This is a genomic window from Ancylobacter sp. IITR112 (assembly GCF_041415945.1).
GTDB lineage: Bacteria > Pseudomonadota > Alphaproteobacteria > Rhizobiales > Xanthobacteraceae > Ancylobacter.
Map to the genome: position 1 here is coordinate 1,719,013 of NZ_JBGCUS010000001.1, position 22,445 is coordinate 1,741,457.

Annotated in this window: 22 protein-coding genes; 9 read left to right on the forward strand and 13 right to left on the reverse strand. The window is 66.4% G+C overall.

Features of this window, described 5'->3' with window-relative positions; translation table 11 throughout:
- The first annotated feature begins 3 nt into the window (after window positions 1–3).
- The 4 genes from AAC979_RS08255 to AAC979_RS08270 all read left to right on the forward strand — a co-directional run bounded on the left by AAC979_RS08255 (window position 4) and on the right by AAC979_RS08270 (window position 4,468).
- Window positions 4–510, forward strand: a complete 507-nt coding sequence (locus AAC979_RS08255; protein ID WP_371346332.1) for a CinA family protein — start codon at window positions 4–6, stop codon at window positions 508–510.
- Window positions 511–598: 88 nt separating this feature from the next.
- On the forward strand, window positions 599–1,864 hold the full coding sequence (locus AAC979_RS08260; RefSeq protein WP_371346333.1) for a glycosyltransferase: 1,266 nt from the start codon (window positions 599–601) through the stop codon (window positions 1,862–1,864).
- 75 nt (window positions 1,865–1,939) lie between these two features.
- Entirely contained in the window at window positions 1,940–3,478 is a 1,539-nt protein-coding gene (locus tag AAC979_RS08265) for an FkbM family methyltransferase (protein ID WP_371346334.1), read from the forward strand.
- Window positions 3,479–3,529: 51 nt separating this feature from the next.
- Complete coding sequence (locus tag AAC979_RS08270) at window positions 3,530–4,468, forward strand: polysaccharide pyruvyl transferase family protein (protein WP_371346335.1); 939 nt, start codon at window positions 3,530–3,532, stop codon at window positions 4,466–4,468.
- Here the strand turns inward: AAC979_RS08270 and AAC979_RS08275 are convergent.
- The 9 genes from AAC979_RS08275 to AAC979_RS08315 form a co-directional block, all read right to left on the reverse strand.
- Window positions 4,441–4,908, reverse strand: a complete 468-nt coding sequence (locus AAC979_RS08275) for a type II toxin-antitoxin system RatA family toxin (RefSeq protein WP_371346336.1) — start codon at window positions 4,906–4,908, stop codon at window positions 4,441–4,443. The genes AAC979_RS08270 and AAC979_RS08275 overlap by 28 nt on opposite strands.
- Window positions 4,909–4,910: 2 nt before the next feature.
- Window positions 4,911–5,906: a lipoyl synthase gene (gene lipA / locus AAC979_RS08280; RefSeq protein WP_371346338.1), complete on the reverse strand. Its 996-nt coding sequence runs from the start codon at window positions 5,904–5,906 to the stop codon at window positions 4,911–4,913.
- A 98-nt stretch (window positions 5,907–6,004) separates the two neighbouring features.
- Window positions 6,005–6,253 carry a GlsB/YeaQ/YmgE family stress response membrane protein gene (locus AAC979_RS08285; RefSeq protein WP_371346339.1) on the reverse strand — a complete coding sequence of 83 codons (249 nt, stop codon included), beginning with the start codon at window positions 6,251–6,253 and terminating at the stop codon, window positions 6,005–6,007.
- Between the two features lie 85 nt (window positions 6,254–6,338).
- Window positions 6,339–7,757: a dihydrolipoyl dehydrogenase gene (gene lpdA / locus AAC979_RS08290; RefSeq protein ID WP_371346341.1), complete on the reverse strand. Its 1,419-nt coding sequence runs from the start codon at window positions 7,755–7,757 to the stop codon at window positions 6,339–6,341.
- A gap of 9 nt (window positions 7,758–7,766) precedes the next feature.
- Window positions 7,767–9,137, reverse strand: a complete 1,371-nt coding sequence (locus AAC979_RS08295; RefSeq protein WP_371346342.1) for a pyruvate dehydrogenase complex dihydrolipoamide acetyltransferase — start codon at window positions 9,135–9,137, stop codon at window positions 7,767–7,769.
- 15 nt (window positions 9,138–9,152) lie between these two features.
- The gene (locus AAC979_RS08300) at window positions 9,153–10,568 is read right to left on the reverse strand and encodes a pyruvate dehydrogenase complex E1 component subunit beta (protein ID WP_371346343.1); all 1,416 of its coding nucleotides are present in this window, start codon (window positions 10,566–10,568) and stop codon (window positions 9,153–9,155) included.
- Between the two features lie 53 nt (window positions 10,569–10,621).
- Entirely contained in the window at window positions 10,622–10,921 is a 300-nt protein-coding gene (locus AAC979_RS08305) for a hypothetical protein (protein WP_371346344.1), read from the reverse strand.
- Window positions 10,922–10,931: 10 nt separating this feature from the next.
- Entirely contained in the window at window positions 10,932–12,005 is a 1,074-nt protein-coding gene (pdhA, locus tag AAC979_RS08310) for a pyruvate dehydrogenase (acetyl-transferring) E1 component subunit alpha (protein WP_371346346.1), read from the reverse strand.
- Between the two features lie 243 nt (window positions 12,006–12,248).
- Window positions 12,249–12,581 (reverse strand): septum formation initiator family protein, encoded by a 333-nt coding sequence (locus AAC979_RS08315; protein ID WP_371346347.1) that lies wholly within the window; start codon window positions 12,579–12,581, stop codon window positions 12,249–12,251.
- A gap of 303 nt (window positions 12,582–12,884) precedes the next feature.
- Here AAC979_RS08315 and AAC979_RS08320 point away from each other — a divergent pair, with 303 nt between their 5' ends.
- A complete protein-coding gene (locus tag AAC979_RS08320; RefSeq protein WP_371346348.1) occupies window positions 12,885–13,094 on the forward strand; it encodes a hypothetical protein in 210 nt (69 codons plus the stop codon).
- A gap of 125 nt (window positions 13,095–13,219) precedes the next feature.
- Here AAC979_RS08320 and eno read toward each other — a convergent pair whose 3' ends face one another.
- Window positions 13,220–14,503: a phosphopyruvate hydratase gene (eno, locus tag AAC979_RS08325; RefSeq protein WP_371346349.1), complete on the reverse strand. Its 1,284-nt coding sequence runs from the start codon at window positions 14,501–14,503 to the stop codon at window positions 13,220–13,222.
- Between the two features lie 120 nt (window positions 14,504–14,623).
- Here eno and queF point away from each other — a divergent pair, with 120 nt between their 5' ends.
- A complete protein-coding gene (gene queF, locus AAC979_RS08330; protein ID WP_371346351.1) occupies window positions 14,624–15,085 on the forward strand; it encodes a preQ(1) synthase in 462 nt (153 codons plus the stop codon).
- Between the two features lie 135 nt (window positions 15,086–15,220).
- On the opposite strand, the gene glmS is transcribed toward queF, so the two are convergent.
- Together glmS and glmU are read right to left on the reverse strand one after the other, a co-directional pair.
- Window positions 15,221–17,044 carry a glutamine--fructose-6-phosphate transaminase (isomerizing) gene (gene glmS / locus AAC979_RS08335; protein WP_371346352.1) on the reverse strand — a complete coding sequence of 608 codons (1,824 nt, stop codon included), beginning with the start codon at window positions 17,042–17,044 and terminating at the stop codon, window positions 15,221–15,223.
- Between the two features lie 114 nt (window positions 17,045–17,158).
- Window positions 17,159–18,508, reverse strand: a complete 1,350-nt coding sequence (gene glmU / locus AAC979_RS08340) for a bifunctional UDP-N-acetylglucosamine diphosphorylase/glucosamine-1-phosphate N-acetyltransferase GlmU (RefSeq protein ID WP_371346353.1) — start codon at window positions 18,506–18,508, stop codon at window positions 17,159–17,161.
- A 157-nt stretch (window positions 18,509–18,665) separates the two neighbouring features.
- Here glmU and AAC979_RS08345 point away from each other — a divergent pair, with 157 nt between their 5' ends.
- Entirely contained in the window at window positions 18,666–19,628 is a 963-nt protein-coding gene (locus AAC979_RS08345) for a DMT family transporter (RefSeq protein WP_371346355.1), read from the forward strand.
- 64 nt (window positions 19,629–19,692) lie between these two features.
- Window positions 19,693–20,073 carry a hypothetical protein gene (locus AAC979_RS08350; protein WP_371346357.1) on the forward strand — a complete coding sequence of 127 codons (381 nt, stop codon included), beginning with the start codon at window positions 19,693–19,695 and terminating at the stop codon, window positions 20,071–20,073.
- Here AAC979_RS08350 and AAC979_RS08355 read toward each other — a convergent pair.
- Window positions 20,033–21,658, reverse strand: coding sequence for a beta-1,6-glucan synthase (locus AAC979_RS08355; protein ID WP_371346358.1), 1,626 nt, complete (start codon window positions 21,656–21,658; stop codon window positions 20,033–20,035). The two genes, AAC979_RS08350 and AAC979_RS08355, sit on opposite strands and share 41 nt — an antisense overlap.
- 342 nt (window positions 21,659–22,000) lie before the next feature.
- Between AAC979_RS08355 and AAC979_RS08360 the strand changes: the two genes are divergently transcribed.
- Complete coding sequence (locus tag AAC979_RS08360) at window positions 22,001–22,426, forward strand: hypothetical protein (RefSeq protein ID WP_371346359.1); 426 nt, start codon at window positions 22,001–22,003, stop codon at window positions 22,424–22,426.
- The last annotated feature ends 19 nt before the right edge of the window (window positions 22,427–22,445 follow it).

Here is a 22,445-nt window from a genome sequence, read left to right on the forward strand (position 1 = left end):
CCGATGAGCGAGAGCCATGACGCCATCCAGCTTGCGGCGATGCGGGTGCTCGACCTGTGCCGCGCTCGGGGACTGACCGTCGCCACCGCCGAATCCTGCACCGGGGGACTTGTCGCCGGCGCGCTGACCGAGATTGCCGGTTCGTCCGACGTGGTCGACCGCGGCTTCGTCACCTACTCCAATGCCGCGAAGCGGGAGGTGCTCGGCGTCGCAGCGGCGACGCTCGACCTGCACGGCGCGGTGAGCGAGGAAACCGCGCGCGAGATGGTGGCCGGCCTGCTGCGCGTGGCGAGAACCTCGCTCGGCGTTTCCGTCACCGGCATAGCCGGGCCGGGCGGCGGCTCGGAAGCGAAGCCGGTCGGCCTCGTTCATTTCGCCGCCGGCACCGCCACGGGGAAGCTGATCACGCGGCGGGAGATCTTCACCGGCCAGGATCGCGCCGGCGTGCGCCGTCTCTCCGTGCTCACGGCGCTGGCCATGCTGGCGGAACTCGCCGGCGCCGCCGACTGACCGAACCGCGCGGCGCCCGCATAAGCGGCTTGCATTCTCGGCGCGGAGACGCACTCTCACCTGATCACGGAAACGGATGGCGGCGCGGATGCGGCTGGCGGTTGTCTCGCACATACCGGTCTATCCCACCACGGCCGGCAATCGGGCGCGCGTGCTCGGCCTGATTCAGGCGCTGCAGGAACTCGGCCATGAGGTGATCTTCATCCAGATTCCCAGCGGCCCCTATGACGCGCCGGAAAGCGCCGCCCGCCATGAAGCGCTGGTCGGCGCGGGCAATTTTTACGACCTGACCCGGCTATCCGCGCCGGCGCGGCTCGCCAAATGGCTGAAGGCGTTCCCGGTCCGGGCGGTGTCGCGCCTGTCCAAGCTGGCGCGCATCGACACGCCCTGGCGCTACTGGCGCCCGCTCGATTCGCATATATCAGGCGAAACCGTCCGGGCGGCGCAGGCGATCATCCACACGCGCGGCTGCGAGGCGTGCATCGTGGAATATGTCTTCCATTCCGCCGTTCTCGTCGGCCTGCCCGGGCAGGTGCGCAAACTGATCGACACCCATGACCAATTCTCCAACCGGCATGTCGGCTACGCCGCCACTGGCCTCGGCGATTCCTACTGGGTGTCGCTGCGCCCGCGGGCCGAGCGGCGGGGGCTGGCGCGCGCTGACGGCGTGCTCGCCATTCAGGAGGCCGAGGCGGCAGCCTTCGCCGCCATGCTGCGGGGCGAACCGCACGCGCCGCTTGTGCGGGTGGTGAGCCATTTCCTGCCCCGCACGGATGACCCCACGCCCGGCCACGTATTGCCCAGCTCCGTCTTGCCGGGCCCCCCGCACCGGGCGACCTTTGTCGCCTCGTCCAACAGCGCCAATGTTCAGGCGCTGGCGCTGTTTCTGGAGCGGGGCCTGCCGGAGGTGATCCGCCGCGACCCGGAATTCCGCCTGTTGCTCGCCGGCGCGATCTGCGCCGCCGTGCCGGACCATCCGCGCGTCGACAAATTCGGCCGCTTCGACCGGCTGGGCGATGTCTTTGCGCGCGCGCCGATCTCGCTCAACCCGGTGCTGAGCGGCTCCGGCATCTCGGTGAAGGCGCTGGAATCGCTGGCTGCGGGTGCCCCTGTGATCGCCACAGAGACCGGCGCACGCGGGCTCGGCGCGCTCGCCGGCGACGGTCTGCGCATCCTGCCCGATGGCGACTGGAGCGCCTATGCCGACGCGCTGTGCGCGCTGACCCTCGACCCCGAGCGCTGCGCCCGCGAAGGGACGCAGGCGCGCCTTGCAGCGGCGGACTGGAACCAGCGCCAGCGCGCAGGGCTGGAGAGGCTGCTGAAACAGGAGGGGCCCTCTACCCTGCGCGCATAGCTGACCCAGCACATCATGATCACGCTTCGTGTAACCATTTGAATAATTGCCCTTCGGAAGGAATGACAAATCACCATGCGGGACAATCGCCCAACCATTGTCTGCATTGCTACTAACGGATTCCATCGACTTTGGCTTGATTGTATAGAAAGTCAGAAACGTTACGCTGAAAGGTATGGCTTTTATCACCATTTATTGACAACCAATCCGAATCCCGACCTGACGCCGTACTGGTCGAAAGTGCAGGTGTGCATTGACATTCTATCGACAGGACGCGATGTCTTGTTAATTGACTCCGATGCGTACATACGAGAAACCACACCACGTTTTACGGACTTAATAAACGAACACAGCGATCATGACATATTCATTGCCAATGGATCATCGGGGCGACCAAATTCAGGAGTTGTTATTTTCCGTGGCGGCAACGAATCTATGTCCACCCGTTTTTTGGACGAATGCCTGTCGAATAAAGACATAATTATTCCTGTGGAAGACAGGGTAACACTTGGAGATCGGATCACGGAGTATGGCGAAAATGGTCATTTTATCCATTTTCTGAAAAAGACCAATTTCGCCGAAAAGACCAAAATATTAGATGAACGATGGAATAAAATCGTGCCTCCGGCACTCCCTGATGATTTCATCATCCATTACACCGGGCCGATGCGTCGCCGCGGCGGGGCGATGGATGGCTGTATTTCTTTTCTTCGCGGGACCGGAGCGTGTCGCTCTCTTGGTTTTTTCGACAGGCTGAGCCGAGAGTATTATCGAGTCCGCTGGCTTCTTGTTAAGATCGCGAATCGCATTCCTCTTTTCGGTAGACTTCTGAATTTTATTGCGGATTTATTGATCGGCCGATCCGACACAACGCCTATGACAACACCATTCAGTTCGGCAGGCGCAGTCTGGAAATTCGAATATTCGTTATCATTGCTTGAGCACCCCACAACGCTGGTCGCCCGACAAATTCTTGGCCCGGGGGATGTTGCTGTTGATGGCGGCGCCCATGTCGGGTACTTCACCCGCCAGTTTGCGAGCGCTACGGGAAGCAGCGGCCGCATAGTCGCGATTGAGGCGCACCCGGAAAACGCTGCACGCCTTCGCTCAAACATGCGCGATCTACAGGTCACAGTCATTGAGAACGCCATAACGGAGGAGGCTCGTGACGTCTACCTGCACAGTGGAGGGGGACACTCAAATCATTCGCTTGTCGAATTGACCGGCATTCATACGACAAGACTGACGGTAGCAGGGCGACGCCTTGACGATATACTATCGTCTCTCGATATAGCGACAGTTGACCTAATAAAGCTGGACATAGAAGGCTTCGAGATCGACGCCCTGCGCAGTCTAGGTACATATCTTTCCGAAGGACGCATTCGTTATATTCTAATCGAGATCAGCCCGGACATCCTGGAGCGGCGCGGGATGGATGCCGAGATGATATCTGCGCTTCTATATGACAATGGATTTATTTTGAGAGAGATTAGGGACGATTACACATTTGGCCCACGAGGTTTCATAAATACGCGCACGACGCAGAACTATATAGCAGCCAACGAAATTGGCTGGACATATTTGTTTAACAGAATATCATTACATCGAAAGTAGTATTGTATCATACCATTCCCTTTTTCAATCGGTAATGATGGCCCGAGTCTTATGGAGATATTTTACTGGAAGTCTCCAAATGGCAATGTCGGCGACGACCTGAATCCGTGGCTCTGGCCCCGGCTATTTGGCCGCGAGTTTCTTGAGCACGCTGCGGGCCGGCGCTTCTTCGGAATCGGCTCGGTTCTCGACGAGCGGGTGTTCTGCCAGCCGCACCCGAACGGTGCGACAGTCTTTGGTGCGGGCATGAGGGGGCCGATGAAAGCTATGCCTCTTCGCCCCGATGTCGATATCCGCTTCGTGCGCGGCCCATTGAGCTCTGCGGCTCTCTCGGCGATGGGATATGGGGAGATAGAGCATATCAGCGACCCGGCGGTCCTGACGCCGCTTTATTCGACCGTCGCTCCGGAAAGCTCGGCGTGCTTTAATCCGCCCTCGCCAGCCCAGCAGCCGCCGCCGGCCCGACGATCTTCGTCGCTTTTCATCCCCTATTTCGATACGCCGGTGAACGTCATTGAACGGGTATGCCGTGACACCGGCCTTCAGCCGTTGCCGATCACCTCCGGCGTCGATCGGTTCATCGCAACGCTGAAAACGGCGGACAAAGTCGTCACCGAGGCCATGCATGGCGCCATCCTCGCTGACGCCTTCCGTATTCCTTGGGCTCCATGCCGTATAAGCAGCGGACCCACGGAAGGGAGAACCAGCCAATTCAAATGGGATGACTGGCGCAGGAGCCTCGGTCTCGAACCCGCGTCCATTGTCAGTTCGCTACCCTATGGAGTGATTGAACGCCTGCCGGATCGGTATCGCCGCCAACTGAAAGGGCTCGCAACCGTACGCGCGTCGGAAACGGTGATGCGGGTCCTGAGGGATGACCGATGGCATTTAAGCCGTGACAGCATCCTGAAGACGGCCCAGGATCGCATATTGGAACAGGCGCATCGGCTGGCCCGCTCCCCCTACCCCACCTCGGCCCGCCGGCCGTAAACCTCGTCGGCGCGGTGCTCGAAGGCTTCGGCGAAGCGGCGGAAGGCGGCGTCGAACATCGCGCCCATCAACAGGCCAAGCGTGCGGGAGCGGAACTCATAGGCGATGTAGAAATCGACCTCGCTCGCCGCCTCGCCGTCGGGCCGGAAGCTCCAGCGGTTCTCCAGCCGGCTGAACGGCCCGTCGAGATATTCCACGACAATGGACAGGCGCGGCCGGTCGAGCGTCACCCGGCTGGTGAAGCTCTCGCGGAACATCTTGTAGGCCACGCTCATATCGGCGACGAGGATGTCGACGCCCTCCCCGCTCGCCACGCGGCGGCGCACATGCAGGCTCTCGCACAGCGGCACGAATTCCGGGTAGCGCTCCACATCCGCCACCAGGTCGAACATGTCGGTGGCGGAGTGGCGCACGCGCCTTTTATTGGTGAAGGACGGCATGGTCAGGCGGGAACCGCCGCGGCCGCCACACCCGCCCCCACGGCCGCCTTGCCGGCCCGCGCCGCGCGCAGCCGGGCGAAATCCTCGCCGGCATGGTGGGAGGAGCGCGTCAGCGGGCTCGACGACACCATGAGGAAGCCCTTGGCATAGGCCACCGTCTCGTAGGATTTGAACTCCTCCGGCGTCACGAAGGCCATCACAGGGTGGTGCTTGCGGGTCGGCTGCAGATACTGGCCGATGGTCATGAAGTCGATATCGGCGGAGCGCAGATCGTCCATGAGCTGCAGCACCTCGTGCCGCACCTCCCCAAGCCCGACCATGATGCCGGACTTGGTGAAGATGGACGGGTCGAGTTCCTTCACCCGCTGCAGCAGCCGCAGCGAATGGAAATAGCGCGCGCCCGGCCGCACCTTCAGATAGAGCGAGGGCACGCATTCCAGATTGTGGTTGAACACGTCCGGCCGCGCCGCCACTACCACCTCCAGCGCCCCCTCCTTGCGCAGGAAATCGGGAGTGAGGATTTCGATCGTCGTGGTCGGGCTGGTGGCGCGGATGGCGCGGATGGTGCGGGCGAAATGCGCGGCGCCGCCATCGGCGAGATCGTCGCGGTCGACCGAGGTGACGACGACATGTTCGAGGCCCAGCCGGGCCACCGCATCCGCCACCTTCTGCGGCTCGTCGCGGTCGAGCGGGCCGGGCATGCCGGTGCGGACATTGCAGAAGGCACAGGCGCGGGTGCAGGTGTCGCCCATGATCATGAAGGTGGCGTGCTTCTTCTGCCAGCACTCACCGATATTCGGGCAGCTCGCCTCCTCGCACACGGTGACGAGGCCGTTGGCGCGCACGATATTCGCGGTTTCCTGCCAACCCGGCGTGCCGGGCGCGCGCACGCGGATCCATTCCGGCTTCTTCAGAACAGGTGTTTCCGCCCGCTTCGCCTTCTCGGGATGGCGGGGCTTTTCGAGAGCGCGATTGAGCGTGTTGAGAACGACGACCATGGGCGGCTTTCCCGGACCGCAGGGCCATCATGGCCGTTGCGGTCCCTTCTGGTTCGGGGGCGAGGCGACGCGGGCGGCGCCGCTTCACGAGACCTGCGTCAGCGCCGGAACAGGCCGAGCAGGAACAGCAGCACGATGGCGCCGACCGTCGAGACGATCAAGCTCCCGATCCACCCGGCCTCGACATTGATGTTCAGCGCGGTGAACAGCACCGCGCCGAGAAACGAGCCGATGATGCCGACGATGAGATTGGTCAGCAGCCCATGGCTGCGCCCCAGCGACTTTTCGGCGATCCAGCCGGCGAGAATGCCGATGATGATCGCCCCGAAGAACCCCACGCCCGTCATTTCACGCCCCCATCAGGCCCATGTTGCACATGCATGTGGCGTTCCGCGCGGCCGAGAACAAGGGCGGCAGGCAGCCGCCCCTCCCTCAGACGTGGATCGCCCGCCCATAGGCGCTGAGCACGCTCTCATGCATCGTTTCAGAAACCGTCGGGTGCGGGAAGACCGCGTTGATCAGCTCTTCCTCGGTGGTTTCCAGATTCATCGCCAGCACGAAGCCCTGAATGAGCTCGGTGACCTCGGCGCCGACGAGATGCGCGCCGAGCAGGCGGCCGGTCTTGGCGTCGAAAATGGTCTTCACCAGCCCGTCCGGCTCGCCCAGCGCCACCGCCTTGCCATTGCCGATGAAGGGGAAGCGGCCGACCTTGATCTCAAAGCCGGCTTCCTTCGCCTTTTTCTCGGTGAGGCCGACGGAAGCGATCTGCGGCATGCAGTAGGTGCAGCCGGGAATCATCAGCTTGTCCATGGCATGGGCATGCTTGCCGGCGATGGCTTCCGCCGCGATCACGCCTTCATGCTCGGCCTTGTGCGCCAGCATGGGCGGGCCGGCGACATCGCCGATGGCCCACACGCCCGGCACATTGGTGCGGCACAGGCCGTCCACCACCACGCAGCCGCGGTCGGTCTTCACGCCCAGCGTCTCAAGGCCGAGATTCTCGATATTGCCGACCACACCGACGGCGGAAATCAGCCGCTCGGCGGTGAGGGTCTCGACCTTGCCGTCGGCGGTCTCGATGGTGGCGGTGACGCTGTCCGCGCCCTTCACCACTTTGGAGACCTTGGCGCCGGTGAGAATCCTGATGCCCTGCTTCTCGAAGCGCTTGCGCGCGTGCTCGGCGATCTCGGCATCTTCGACGGGCAGGATCTGCGGCAGCAGCTCGACGATGGTCACGTCCGAGCCCATCGTCTTGTAGAAGGTGGCGAATTCGACGCCGATGGCGCCTGAGCCCATGATCAGCAGCGATTTCGGCACGCTCGCCGGGGCCAGCGCCTCGAAATAGGTCCAGATCAGCTTCTTGTCCGGCTCGATGCCCGGCAGCGCGCGAGGACGGGCGCCGGTGGCGATGACGATGTTCTTGGCGGTGTACTCCCCCGCCGCCAGCGCGCCCTTCGGCGCCGGCTCGGCCACAGCCGCCACCGTCACCTTGCCCGGCGCGGTCAGGGTCGCCTGGCCCCAGATCACATCGACCTTGTTCTTCTTCAACAGGAAGCCGACGCCATTGCTCATCTGCGCCGCGATGCCGCGCGAGCGCTTGACCACGCCGGAGATGTCGACGCCGAACTTCTCGGCGACGAGACCGTAATCCTTGGCGTGCTCGATATAGTGGTAGATCTCCGCCGAGCGCAGCAGCGCCTTGGCCGGGATGCAGCCCCAGTTCGGGCAGATGCCGCCAATATGGGTGCGCTCGATGACGCCGACCTTGAGGCCGAGCTGCGCGGCGCGGATCGCCCCGACATAGCCGCCGGGGCCGGAGCCGATGAAGAGAACGTCGTAGTTTGCAGCCATGATCGTTCCTCAGACCAGCATCGACATGGGCTTTTCGATGATCGCCTTGAAGGCGCCGATCAGCTGCGCGCCCATGGCGCCGTCCATCACCCGGTGGTCGCAGGAGATGGTGACGGTCATCACGGTGGCGACGGCCAGTTCGCCCTTCTTCACCACCGCCCGCTGCTCGCTGGCGCCCACCGCGAGAATGGTGGCGTGCGGCGGGTTGATGATGGCGGTGAAGTCCTTGATGCCGAACATGCCGAGATTGGAGATCGCCGAGGAGCCGCCCTGATATTCGTGCGGCATCAGCTTCTTGTTGCGGGCGCGGGCGGCGAAGTCGCGGGTCTCGTTGGAGATCGCCGACAGCGTCTTGGTCTCGGCCTTGCGGATGATCGGCGTCAGCAGGCCCTTGCCGCCGTCGATCGCCACCGCGACGCCGATATCGGAATGCTTGAGCTTGAGGTAGCGGTCGCCGCCCCACACCATGTTCGCATCCGGCACCTGCTGGAAGGCGAGCGCATAGGCCTTGATGACGAAGTCGTTGACCGAGAGCTTGTAAGCCGGCTTGCCGTCCTTCTCCGGCGCCGCCTTGTTCAGCTCCTCGCGCAGCTTCAACAGCGCGTCCACGTCGCAATCGACGGTGAGGTAGAAGGTCGGCACCGTCTGCCGCGCCTCGGTCATGCGCTGGGCGATGACGCGGCGCATGGCGTCGAGCGGCACTTCCTCATAGGTGCCGGCCTCGTAGAAGGTCTTCACCTGCTCCAACAGCGCGCTGTTCGACACCGGCGCCGGCGCGGCGGCCGGGGCGGACGTGGGAGCGGACGCGGCGGCAGCGGGGGCCTTGGCGGCGCCGCCGGCGGGAACAGCCTCGACATCGGCGGCAACGACGCGACCATGCGGGCCGGAGCCCTTCACCGCAGCGAGGTCGACGCCCTTCTCCTTGGCGAGGCGACGCGCCAGCGGCGAGGCGAACACACGCTCGCCGGACGCGGCGGGAGCGGGAGCCGCCGCAGGGGCGGGAGCGGCCGGGGCAGCGGGTGCCGGCGCGGCTTCCGCCTTCGGCGCCTCAGCCTTGGGAGCCTCAGCCTTGGGGGCTTCCGCCGACGCCTTGGCCGGGGCCGCGCCGCCGCCGGCGGCCACAGCGCTCACATCCTCGCCCTCGGTGGCGAGCACGGCGATGAGCTGGTTCACCGGCACATCGGCGGTGCCTTCCGGCACCACGATCTTCGCCAGCGTGCCCTCGTCAATGGCCTCGACCTCCATCGTGGCCTTGTCGGTCTCAATTTCGGCGATGACATCGCCGGGAGCGACCTTGTCGCCCTCCTTCTTCAGCCATTTGGCGAGATTGCCCTTCTCCATGGTGGGGGAGAGGGCCGGCATCAGGATTTCGACGGGCATGGCGCTTCTCCGACCTCAGCGATAGGTGACGGCGCGGGCAGCGTCGATGACGTCCTGCACCGACGGCAAGGCCAGCTTCTCCAGATTGGCGGCATAGGGCATGGGCACATCCTTGCCGGTCACCCGCAGCACCGGGGCGTCCAGATAGTCGAACGCCTTTTCCATGAGCTGGGCGACGATCTCGGCGCCGACGCCGGCCTGCGGCCAGCCTTCCTCCACCGTCACGCAGCGCCCGGTCTTCTGCACCGAGGCGACGATGGCGGGCACATCCATCGGGCGGATGGTGCGCAGGTCGATGACTTCCGCCTCAATGCCGAGCTTGGCGAGTTCCTCCGCCGCCTTGAGCGCGTAGCTCATGCCGATCGACCAGGACACCAGCGTCACGTCCTTGCCGGGTCGGGCGATCTTCGCCTTGCCGATGGGGAGGACGAAATCATCGAGCTTCGGCACCGGCGAGGAGTGGCCGTAGAGAATCTCGTTCTCAAGGAAGATGATCGGGTTGGGATCGCGGATCGCCGCCTTGAGCAGGCCCTTGGCGTCCGCCGCCGTATAGGGCGCGATCACCTTGAGGCCGGGGATGTGGCTGTACCAGGCGGTGTAGTCCTGGCTGTGCTGGGCGGCGACGCGGGCCGCTGCGCCGTTGGGACCACGGAACACGATGGAGCAGCCGATCTGGCCGCCGGACATATAGTGGGTCTTGGCGGCGGAGTTGATGATCTGGTCGATCGCCTGCATGGCGAAATTGAAGGTCATGAACTCGACGATGGGCTTCAGCCCGGCCATCGCCGCGCCGACGCCGACACCGGCGAAGCCGTGCTCGGTGATCGGCGTGTCGATGACGCGGCGGGCGCCGAATTCCTGCAGCAGGCCCTGGGTGATCTTGTAGGCGCCCTGATATTCCGCGACTTCCTCGCCCATGACGAACACGTCGCCGTCGCGGCGCATTTCCTCGGCCATGGCGTCGCGCAGCGCCTCGCGCATGGTCTGGCTGACGACCTCCGTGCCCGCGGGAACGTCCGGCTCAGGCAGCGCCTCCGGCTGGGGCGGGGCGGCGACGGCGGAATTGACAACGGCGAGCGTCGCCGGGGCGGAGGCGGTGACCGGGGAAGGCTCGACCGGCGCGGCGGCGACCGGAGGCGCGGACTCGGCGGCCTGCGGGCGGGGCGTCAAGATGGCGCCCGCCTCCTCGCCCTCGGCGAGAATGACGGCGATCGGGGTGTTCACCGCCACATCCTGCGTGCCCTCCGGCACCAGGATCTTGCCGAGGGTGCCCTCGTCAATGGCCTCGACTTCCATCGTGGCCTTGTCGGTCTCGATCTCGGCGATCACGTCGCCGGACCGGACCTGATCGCCCTCTTTCTTGAGCCACTTGGCGAGGTTGCCCTTCTCCATCGTCGGCGAGAGGGCAGGCATGAGAACTTCGGTCGGCATGGCGGCGTTCCCCAGGAAACGTGCGTCAAGAAACGTGCGTCAAAAATCGCGCGTCACGGCGTCGGTGCCGGAAGCACCAGAGTGAGATTGCTGTAGACGGCCATCGAGGCGATGGCGACGAGAAGGGCGGCGAAGAAGGCGACCAGCATCTTGTTCAGCAGCGTTGCCTCGGCCGGAGCGGCGCCCGCCATCTGCCGCGCCCCGAACGGCCAGAACAGTGCTCCGACGATGCCCCCGGAGGAGGCGCCGGACACCCGGACGATGCCGATCGCCACCCGCGCGGCGAGCACCCAGAGAACCACCGCCGCCGAGACACCGGCGACGAGGGTGACCCAGAAGAAACCGGCCAGCATGGACCCGCGCTCAGCGCAGAATGTCGGTGTAGAGCTCGGACGGGTCCGGCTCCGGATCGGCGCTGGCGAAATCCGCCGCCCCGTTCATCAGGTCACGCAGTTCGGCGTCGATCGCCTTCAGCTCTTCCTCGGTGGCCCACTTCTTTTCCAGCAGCCGGCTGCGCACCTGCTCGATCGGATCGTGCTCGGTGCGCATCTTCTGCACCTCCTCCTTCGACCGGTACTTGGCCGGATCGGACATGGAGTGGCCGCGATAGCGGTAGGTGAGCATTTCGAGGATATAGGGGCCCTTGCCGGAGCGGGCGAATTCCACCGCGCGCTCGCCGGCGGCCTGCACCGCCCGCACATCCATGCCGTCGACTTGCTCGCCGGGAATGTTGAAGGAGGAGCCACGCTTGGAGAAATCGGTCTGGGCGGAGGCGCGGTTCACCGCGGTGCCCATGGCGTATTTATTGTTCTCGATGATGTAGACGACCGGCAGCTTCCAGAGCTCCGCCATGTTGAAGCTCTCATAGACCTGGCCCTGATTGGCGGCGCCGTCGCCGAAATAGGCCAGGGTCACATTGCCGTTGTCGCGGTAATGATTGGCGAAGGCGAGGCCGGTGCCGAGCGAGACCTGGGCGCCGACAATGCCGTGGCCACCGAAAAAGCCCTTCTCGATGCTGAACATGTGCATCGAGCCGCCCTTGCCCTTGGAATAGCCGCCGCGCCGGCCGGTGAGTTCGGCCATGACGCCCTTCGGATCCATGCCGCAGGCGAGCATGTGGCCATGGTCGCGATAGCCGGTGATGACCTGGTCGCCCTCCTTGAGGGCCGCCTGCATGCCGACGACGACGGCCTCCTGGCCGATATAGAGATGGCAGAAGCCACCGATGAGGCCCATGCCGTAGAGCTGGCCGGCCTTTTCCTCGAAGCGGCGGATTTCCAGCATCCGGCGATAGGCGTCGAGCTCCTGCTCCTTGGTGAACTCGGCGACCGCCGTCGGCTTGTCGGTCCGGCGGGCCGAACCCTTGGCTGCGGCCCGGGCCGGTGCTTTCGCGGCGGGGGCTCTTCCAGTGGCCGATTTGTTGGCGGCAACTACCATGGCGCATCCTCAGCTCGGGGACAAAGTCGGCACGTTAATAACGCACCTTTGGCCGCCGCGCTACGCGCTGAACGCAATGCTGCGACGCACAACATGTTGCGCGCGCAATGGTTTCGGCATTTGAACTGATATTCGGTTCAGAACTCGATTTAGCTCAAATTCAGTTAAGCCGCTGGAATAGCGAGGTTTCCACTGCATCATTTCCTGGCATGCCAGGAAATGGGCCACCCGATGAATTTTCGGTCAGTTGGCCTGAGTGCCGGCCGGCACGCGCAACAGCACCAGATCCCTGGGGTGAATGAGGTTCAGCAATTCCCGCGCCTGCTCGTCGAGCATGTCGGCATCGACCAGATCGGGCGACATCAGCGCCACCTTGGCCTGTAGCGCCTTGCGCTGGGCGCGCAGCTTGTCGCGCTCCTGCGTCAGCTCGGCATGCTGCTGCTCGAAGGTGCGGCGGGCGAGCAGGCCATATTGGCCATTATAGCCCTGGAAGGCGAAATAGGCGATCAGCGCCGCCGCTCCGAGGTGGAGAATGACGGTCTGAAAGAAGGAGCGCCAGCGGGTGCGAATGATCATGTCCCGCAGCCTAGATTGCCCCGGTTGAGGCGCGGTTAACGCTAATGCCGGGGAACGCTTCTTTCCGCGCCGTGCCCGCCTCGGCGGGCCTCGGCACGCTCCGCTTCCGGCAGGGCGCGATGGCGGGAACGTGACCTCGCCGCCTGCCTGTCGCTACCGGCCTCTGTGCGGTTGTGGACAGAGCCCGCCGGTGCCCCGTGCTAGCGTCGGTGTTGCCAAGCCGGCGTGGATCCGACGCCGTGCCTGAACCGGAGCAGCTTCCCCGGTGGTTCCGGCTCCGGCCGGACGCACGGAGGCCGACGCATGACCCGTAACAATGAGGAACGAGCCCGCGCCCTTTGCGCCATGGATGCGCGCATGGCGGCGGTGCCGACATCCGAGATTCCCGCGCTCGTGGAGCGCCTGTGGCCCATTACCGCGCTGGAGATCAGCGGCGGCGTGCTGGAGCCCGACGCGCCTCAGGTCGCCGACCTCCAGCGCCTGAAGGCGGAATATGAACGCCTGAAGCGGTGAGGCGGGGCCTTCGGCCCCCTCCCCGCGCTCCCGCCGGCGCCCATCACCACCCCATCAGCGCCAATGAAAAAGGCCCCCGCCACGAGGACGGGGGCCTTCTCAATTCGGGAGCGGGCTGCCCTGTGTCAGGCCAGCGCCTTCAGCGCCGCGCGGCCGGCATAGATCGCCTGCGGGCCCAGTTCCTGCTCGATGCGCAGAAGCTGGTTGTACTTGGCGGTGCGGTCCGAGCGGGCCAGCGAGCCGGTCTTGATCTGCCCGCAATTCGTCGCCACCGCGAGGTCGGCGATGGTCGAATCCTCGGTCTCGCCGGAGCGGTGCGACATGACGGCGGTGTAGCCGGCCTTGTGCGCCATCTCCACCGCGTTCAGCGTCTCGGTGAGCGAGCCGATCTGGTTGACCTTGACGAGGATCGAGTTGGCGACGCCCTGCTTGATGCCGGCCGACAGGCGGGTGACATTGGTGACGAACAGATCGTCACCCACCAATTGGCACTTGGAGCCGATGGTGTCGGTGAGCAGCTTCCAGCCCTCCCAGTCGTCCTCGGCCATGCCGTCCTCGACGGTGCAGATCGGGTAGCGGCCGACGAGATCGGCGAGATACTTCACCTGCGCCTCGATATCGCGCACGGCGCCCTCGCCCTCATAATCATACTTGCCGTTCTTGAAGAACTCGGTCGCGGCGCAGTCGAGGCCGATGAACACATCCTCGCCCGGCTTGTAGCCGGCGGTCTCGATCGCCTTGACGACAAAGGCGAGCGCGGCGTCGGCGGACGGCAGGTTCGGGGCGAAGCCGCCCTCGTCGCCCACATTGGTGTTGTGGCCGGCGTCTTTCAGCGCCTTCTTCAGCGTGTGGAAGATTTCCGCGCCGGTGCGCAGGCCTTCGGCGAAAGTCGGGGCGCCGACCGGCAGGATCATGAATTCCTGGAAGTCGATCGGGTTGTCGGCATGGGCGCCGCCATTGATGATGTTCATCATCGGCACCGGCAGGGTGCGGGCGTTGACGCCGCCGACATAGCGGTAGAGCGGCAGGTCGCGAGCGGCGGCGGCCGCCTTGGCCAGTGCCAGCGAGACGCCGAGAATGGCGTTGGCGCCGAGGCGCGACTTGTTCGGCGTGCCGTCGAGCTCGATCAGAATCTGGTCGATGGCCGGCTGGTCCTCGGCGTCCATGCCGCCAATGGCGTCGAAGATCTCGCCATTGACCGCCTCGACGGCCTTCAGCACGCCCTTGCCGAGATAGCGCGCCTTGTCGCCGTCGCGCAGTTCGACAGCTTCATGCGCGCCAGTGGAAGCGCCGGAGGGGACGGCGGCGCGGCCCTGCGAGCCGTCTTCCAGCATCACATCCACCTCGACGGTGGGATTGCCGCGGCTGTCCAGGATTTCACGCCCAACGATATCGACGATGGCGGTCATACGTTTCCCCAATGCTTGGCTCGGTCAGGATGGTCGAGGCGCTTCTACTCCGGCCATGTGACATGCGAAAGAGGTGCCAGCGACATATGGCCCGCCCCGCCCCCCGAAGGAGCCCCCGACATGACCGACATCACCGAGGCCACGACCCTGCTCGGCCGCCCGGCCGCCCTGCCCGCCAGCCCCGACGAGGCGGTGCTGGAAAAGGTGCCGAACCCGCATCCCGGCACGAATTACCTCGCCCGCTTCACCGCGCCCGAATTCACCTCGCTCTGCCCGGTGACCGGGCAGCCGGACTTTGCCCAACTGGTGATCGACTATGTGCCGGAGGGCTGGCTGGTCGAATCGAAATCGCTGAAGCTCTATCTCGGCAGCTTCCGCAACCATGGCGCCTTCCATGAGGACTGCACCGTCGCCATCGGCCTGCGTCTGCATGGCCTGCTCAGCCCGCGCTGGCTGCGGATCGGCGGCTATTGGTACCCGCGCGGCGGCATCCCGATCGACGTGTTCTGGCAGAGCGGCGCCCCGCCGGAGGGCGTGTGGCTGCCCGACCAGGGCGTCGCGCCCTATCGCGGGCGGGGATGAGAGCCGCACACCGTCATCCCGGACGGCCACAGGCCGATCCGGGATCGCTCTCCATGACGAGAGCGGCACGCGATCCCGGCTCTCGCGACGCCGGGATGACGGAAAAGAAACGAGCGCCTTAACGCGCCGTCGCCCCTACTCGACCGTCACCGATTTGGCGAGGTTGCGCGGCTGGTCCACATCCGTGCCCATCACCACGGCGGTGTGATAGGCGAGCAACTGGATCGGAATGGCATAGACCAGCGGGGTGATGAACGCATTCATGTCCGGCAGCACCAGCGTCGCCTCGGTCTCCAGCGCCGCGTGCTTCGCGCCGGCCTCGTCGGTGATGAGGATGATGCGTCCGCCGCGCGCCGCCACTTCCTGCATGTTGGACATGGTCTTCTCGAACACGCCATCATAGGGGGCGATCACCACCACCGGCATGTTCTCGTCGATCAGCGCGATCGGCCCGTGCTTGAGTTCGCCGGCCGGGTAGCCCTCGGCGTGGATATAGGAGATTTCCTTGAGCTTCAGCGCCCCTTCCATCGCCAGCGGGAAGGAGGTGCCACGGCCGAGATAGAGCACATCCTTGGTCTTGGCGAAGGAACGGGCGAGGTGCTCGATGTCCGGGCCGAGATCGAGCGCGCGATTCATCAGCCGCGGCACTTCCACCAGCGCGTGGACGAGGCCACGCTCCTCCTCGGCCGAGATCACGCCGCGCGCGCGCCCCGCCGCCACCGCCAGCGCGGCCAGCGTCGCAAGCTGGCAGGTGAAGGCCTTGGTGGAGGCAACGCCGATCTCCGGCCCGGCCAGCGTCGGCAGCACCGCATGCGCCTCGCGGGCGATGGTCGAGGTCGGCACGTTGACCACCGCGAGAAGGTTCTGCTTCTCCTGCCCGGCATAGCGCAGCGAAGCGAGAGTGTCGGCGGTCTCGCCGGACTGCGAGATGACGACGGCGAGGCCATTGGCCGGCAGCGGCGCCTCGCGGTAGCGGAACTCGGACGCCACGTCGATCTCGACCGGCAGCCGCGCATAGCGCTCGAACCAGTATTTGGCGATCAGCCCGGCATAATAGGCGGTGCCGCAGGCGGCGATCGACACGCGCTCCAGCCGGGCGAGGTCGAAGGGCAGCGGCGGGAGCTGCACGGTGTCGTTCGCCATGTCGAGATAATGCGCCAGCGTGTGCGCCACGACTTCGGGCTGCTCATGCATCTCCTTGGCCATGAAGTGGCGGAAATTGCCCTTCTCGACCAGGAAGGCGGTCGCCGTGGTCTTCTGCACCGCGCGCTCGACCACCCGATTGGACGAATCGCGGATCTCGATGCCCTTCGCCCGCAGCACCGCCCAGTCGCCATCGTCGAGATAGGCGATGGTGTCGGTGAAGGGCGCCAGCGCGATGGCGTCGGAGCCGAGATACATCTCGCCCCGGCCATAGCCGATGGCGAGCGGGCTGCCCTTGCGGGCGCCGATCAGCAGATCCTCGTCACCCTCGAACAGGAAACCGAGCGCGAAGGCGCCCTGAAGACGCGGCAGCGCCGCCGCCACCGCCTCGGCCGGGCTGCGGCCGGCGCGCAATTCGCGGGTGACGAGATGGGCGACGACTTCGGTATCCGTCTCGCTTTCGAAATTGGCGCCGGAGGCGAGAAGTTCGTCGCGGAGCTGGCGGAAATTCTCGATAATCCCGTTATGCACCACCGCCACTTCGGTGGTGGCGTGCGGGTGGGCATTGGCGACGCTGGGCCGGCCATGGGTCGCCCAGCGCGTATGGCCGATGCCGATGCGCCCGTCGAGCGGCGCCTGGCGCAGCACATCCTCCAGATTGCGCAGCTTGCCCTCGGCGCGGCGGCGGGCAATGTGCCCGCCTTCCAGCGCCGCGATGCCGGCGGAATCATAGCCGCGATATTCCAGCCGCTTGAGCGACTCGACCAGCCGGTCCGCAACCGGCTCGGTGCCGACAATGCCGATGATTCCACACATGAGCCGGGCCCTTTCGTGAAGCGACGATCCGCGAGGCTACAGCGCCGGGTTTAACCGGGCGTCACCCGAGCGCCGAAATCAATTCCGGTGTCGCTTCGTATCGCCGGCTTCGTGTCATTTCTTCGGCGCGAGCCCGGCGGAGAGCCGCGCGCGCAGCCGCGCCGCCAGCCCCGGCTTGTTGACCTGCCGCGCCCGGCCGATGGCGAGCGCGTCCGCCGGCACGTCGTCGGTGATGACAGAGCCTGTGCCGATATAGGCGCCGTCGCCGACGCTCACCGGGGCCACCAGCAGGCTGTTGGTGCCGACAAAGGCGTTGGCGCCGATGGTGGTGCGGTGCTTGCGGTATCCGTCATAATTGCAGGTGATGGTGCCAGCGCCGATATTGGTGTTCGCCCCGACGCTGGAATCCCCGACATAGGCCAGATGGTTGACCTTGGCGCCGGCGCCGAGCTCGGCAGCCTTGATCTCCACGAAATTGCCGACATGCACCCCCTGCCCAAGCGCCGCCCCGGGCCGCAGCCGGGCGAAGGGGCCGACAATGGCGCCCGGCCCGACATGGGCGCCTTCCACATGGCTGAAGGCGCGGATGGTGGCGCCGTCCTCCACCCGCACGCCGGGGCCGAACACGACATTCGGCTCGACGATCACATCGCGGCCGAAGCAGGTGTCGGCGGAGAGGAACACCGTCTGCGGCGCCACCAGCGTCACCCCGGCCTCCAGCGCCCGCGCGCGCAGCCGCTGCTGCAGGATCGCCTCGGCCTCGGCGAGTTGGGCGCGACTATTGACCCCGGCCACCTCCTCCGCCGCGACCTCGCAGACGCCGGCGGCGCGCCCCTCAGCGCGCGCGATGGCGACCACATCGGTGAGGTAGAATTCCTTCTTGGCGTTGGCGTCGTCGACCCTGTCGAGCAGATCGAGGGCGGCGCGCCCGTCCAGCGCCATCAGCCCGGCATTGCACAGGGTGATGGCGCGCTCGGCCGCGCTGGCCTCCTTCTCCTCGCGGATGGCGAGAAGTTCGCCGCCTTCCGTCACCAGCCGGCCATAGCCGGCGGGATCGGCGGGCCTGAAGCCGAGCACGGAAACAGCCGCTCCCTCGGCGAGCGGAGCGCGCAGCGCGGCGAGGGTTTCCGGCCGCACCAGCGGCGTGTCGCCATACATGACCACCACATCGTCATAGCCGCGCTCCAGCGCCGTGCGGGCGGCGAGCACGGCATGGGCGGTGCCGCGCCGCTCGCTCTGCACGAAGACCTCGGCCTCCGGCGCCACCCGGCGCACCTCGGCGGCGACCCTGTCATGGTCGGGCCCGATCACCACGGCGAGCCGCGCCGCGCCGGCGGCCAGAGCCGTTTCGAGCACATGGGAGAGCATCGGCCGGCCGGCCACCGCGTGCAGCACCTTCGGCAGCGCCGAGCGCATGCGCGTCCCCTCCCCGGCGGCGAGGACGATGACGAGAAGCTGGCGCATCGGCGGTCTCCAGAAACGGAAAGGCAAGGGCCGGCGCGGGGCCGGCCGGTGTGGCGCTATCTAACCCGCCGCAGCCCGGGCGAAAAGAGCGGCCGGAAGGCCCGGCGGACCGCCCGCCCCGGGACGGCGGGCGTGGAAGCGTGTATCACGGCCGGCCATGGAACACCGCTCCGCCAGCCGCCGCGACTCGCCGCCCGCAGCCCCCGGCCTCGCCCATGACCCCTGGGCGCTGGCGGCGCTGCTGGCGATGCCGCTGTTCTTCTCCACCAATCTCATCGTTGGCCGGGCGGTGGCCGATCTGGTGCCGCCCTGGTCGCTGGCGTTCTGGCGCTGGCTGCTGGCGGCGGCGGTGCTGCTGCCGCTCGCCGCCGGCGGGCTGATGCGGGAGCGGGAGGTGCTGCGGCGGCAATGGTGGCGGGTGCTGCTGCTCGGATTCTTCGGCATGGTGCTGTGCGGCGGCAATGTCTATGTCGCGCTGCGCCACACCACCGCGACCAATGCGACGCTGATCTACACCACCTCGACGCTGATGATCGTGGTGCTGGATGCGCTGTTGAAACGCCAGAGGCTGCCGCCGATCCGGCTTCTCGGCTCGCTGGCGGGCTTCGCCGGCATTGCGCTGATCGCCGTGCATGGCGAGCCGGGCCGGCTGCTCGGGCTTGAATTCAACAGCGGCGACCTCGGCATCCTGCTGGCCGCCATTGCCTGGGCAACCTATTCGCTGATGCTGCGGCAGGGGCCGCTCGCCCGGCTGGGCGGGCAGACGGCGTTTGCCGCCACGGCGCTCGCCGGTGCGCTGCTCCTCGCCCCGCTGGCGCTGTGGGAGGCGGCGAGCGGCGCCGTGCCGCCGGCGACCTGGGAGGCGTGGGGTGCCATCGCTTTCCTCGCCCTCTTTCCCTCGGTGCTCGCCTTCGGCCTGTTCCAATACGCGATCAAGGTCGCCGGGGCGCCGGTGACGGCGAATTTTCTCTATCTCATGCCGGTCTATGGCGTGCTGCTGGCGGTGCTGCTGCTGGGCGAGGAACTGCATCTCTACCATGGCGTCGGCTTCGTGCTGATCCTCGGCGGCGTCATCCTCGCCACCCGCCGCCGGGCGCCAGCCCCCCGCCTGGCGGATTGATCGGCCCGCGACGGCGTGCGATGCAGCGACATCGGCGAAGGCCCGCCGCAGAAGGAGCGTCCGCATGGCCCACCGCAGCTTCCTGCCCTCCGCCCGCGCCGCCAATGTCATCATCGCGCTCGGCGCCTTCGCCCTCGGCTGGGCGATCTATGTGCGCTATGCGCTGCTGGAGCAGTCGAGCGTCGGCCTGGCCTGCCGGACGCTGGAAACCGTGACCTGCGAGACGCGGGCGGCGGTGATCGCGCTGTTCAGCCAGTCCGTGTTCGGCATCGCCGCGCTGGTCTGCGCGCTCATCCAGCTCATCCGCCCGTCGCTTGTCATGTTCACACTGGCGCTGATGGCGACCTGCGCCGGTCTGGTGATCTACAACAACAACCTCGCCGGTCTCGCCGGCGGGCTGCTGCTCATATCCTTCGCCCGGCCGTGGCGAGGCGCCAGAGGGTGAGCGCCAGCAGCACGAACAGGCTGCCGGTCCACAGCGCCTGCCAGTTCGCCAGCGTCTCGTTGAGCGGGACATAGAGGCCGGCGGCGAGGAACAGCGCGGCACCGATCTTCTCGGCCGCGCGCGCCTCGCTCACCCGCCCCGCGCCGGCGACGAGCGCGTAGCAGGCGAAGGCGGTGATGATCGGCGTCAGCCCGGCGAACTGGAAATCCTTGTAGCGCGGATCGAACACCAGCCCGAAAGCGATCTGCGCGGCGAGAACGAGCGAGGCGGCAAGCACCAGAGCGAGGCAGCGGTCGAAGAAGGGCGCACCGGGCGTCGCCTCGCTGTTCAGCGCCAGCGTCAGGCTGATCAGCCGCGTGCGCCGGCCCACCGCCATGGCGCAGGCGAGCGGCACCAGAATGGCGAGCCCGACCAGCGCCCCGCCCCTGATCCAGCCGCCGACGCCAAGGCTCTCCGCCGGCACCGAGGCGAGGAGCCGCCCGATCATCAGCCCGGCGAAGAAGGCGATGCCGGCCACCGCCGACCATTCGCGCATCCCCAGCGGGCGCCCGCCGGCGCGCCGCGCGCTCCAGCCCGCCAGCGCGAACAGGCCGGCGGCGAAGACGACGCCGAGCGCCGCCTGCGCCATCCAGTAGGGATGGTCGGAGACCGGCTGGCCCCAGCGAAACTTGAAATCGCGCGTATAGGCGTCGAGAAAGCCCCAATGGCCGCCGACCGTGCCTTCCAGCGCCCGCTTCCACGGCTGGTCGAACGCCTCGATGACATTGAGCCGGTAGTTCTTCGCCTTGGCGAGCGCCAGAAGCTCCTGGATCACATTGGCCTGGTTGGAGGGTGAGGGCAGCGCCCCCTCACGCATGCGCCCCTCGCTCGGCCAGCCGGTTTCGCCGATGAGAATGTCCTTGCCGGCGAAGATTTCGCCGACATGCTCGCGGATCTCGCCGAGATGGGCGACCGAATCCTCTGCCGGCACCGGCATGTCCTCCCAGAAGGGCAGGATGTGCACGGTGACGAAGTCGACCGAATCCGCCAGCGAGCGGTTGCGCTCCCAGAACTCCCAGACATCGGCATAGGTGACGGGAACCTCGGCCGGAATCTTCGCCTTCACCTCCTTGAGGAAGCCGGCGATATCATTGGCCGATTGTTCGCCGCGCAGCAGAACCTCATTGCCGACGATCACCGCCTTGACGACATCGGGGTTCTCCTTTGCCGCCTTGATGCCCCCCTCGATCTCGGCGCGGTTGCGCACGGGATCGGCGGCGATCCAGATGCCCTGCAGCACGGTAAGGCCGTGCTTGCGGGCGAGTTCCGGCACGGCGGCGAGGCCGGCCTGGATCGAGGAATAGGTGCGCACGCACTGCGTGATCTTCGACAGCCGCGCGAGATCGTCGTCGATCTGTTCCGGCGAGAACGCCACGTCCTCGCTGAACGGGCTCTGCCCGGGCCGGAACGGGGCGTAGGAGACGCAGGGCAGTTTCTCGCTCGCCGCCATCGGCGCGAACGACGCCGGCACCGGCTGCCCGAGCCACGCCCAGACAGCGACGATCGCCGCGCAGACCAGGGCGGCGAAGGCAAGGGGCAGTCGCATGCGAGAAATCTCCGCCAGGGGTGCGCATCGAGGGGTGCGTCGAGAGATACGCCGAGAAACGTCCAGCCACGAGAGCGTCGCGCGCCGGGGGGGCGGTCGCGACGTAGCCGTCACATCCACCTGCCGGGTAGCGGGGCTTTGCCGAGACGGCAAGAGGCGTGTGCAAAGCTTTGAAATTTTGCGCCTCCGGCCGGCCCCCGCACCCGCCGTCATGCTGACAAATTCGATTGCTTCTCCTACTGTCCTCGCCGGTCCGGTGTTTCCTCTTTTGCGTGTGACGTTTCTCCCATGGTGTGCTCCGTACGTCCCCTAGCCGCTGCCCTCGTCGGCGGTCTTCTCCTGATGTCTGCGGCTGCCAGTGGCGCCTGGGCGCAAAGCGCGCCACCGGAGCAGAAGGCGGCGGAGCAGAAGTCGCCGGAAGAACAGGCCAAGGAAGAAGCGCAGCGCCGCTCGGTGGAGGAATATGCCGAAGCGGCGAAGCTGCCGGGCAATGCCGGCCTGCCCGAATGCGTGTGGAGCGGGCGTCGCATTGCCATGCTGCTGTGGCGCGACGACATCGACACTGCCCGCCGCCATCTCGAACTCTATGAGCGCTTCGGCTGCCCGACCGAGCATCTGAAGATTGCTTTCCGTTGCCTGGTTCGCCAGGGCAATATCGACAGCAAGGCGCAGGAGCGCCTGTCCGAGCGCGTGCATGCCTGCTGGGTCAACCCGGACGCCCAGCCCGCCGCAGCCGCGACGCCTGCCCCTGCCGCGCCAGCGCAATGACTCCGCGCCGCAGCCCCGG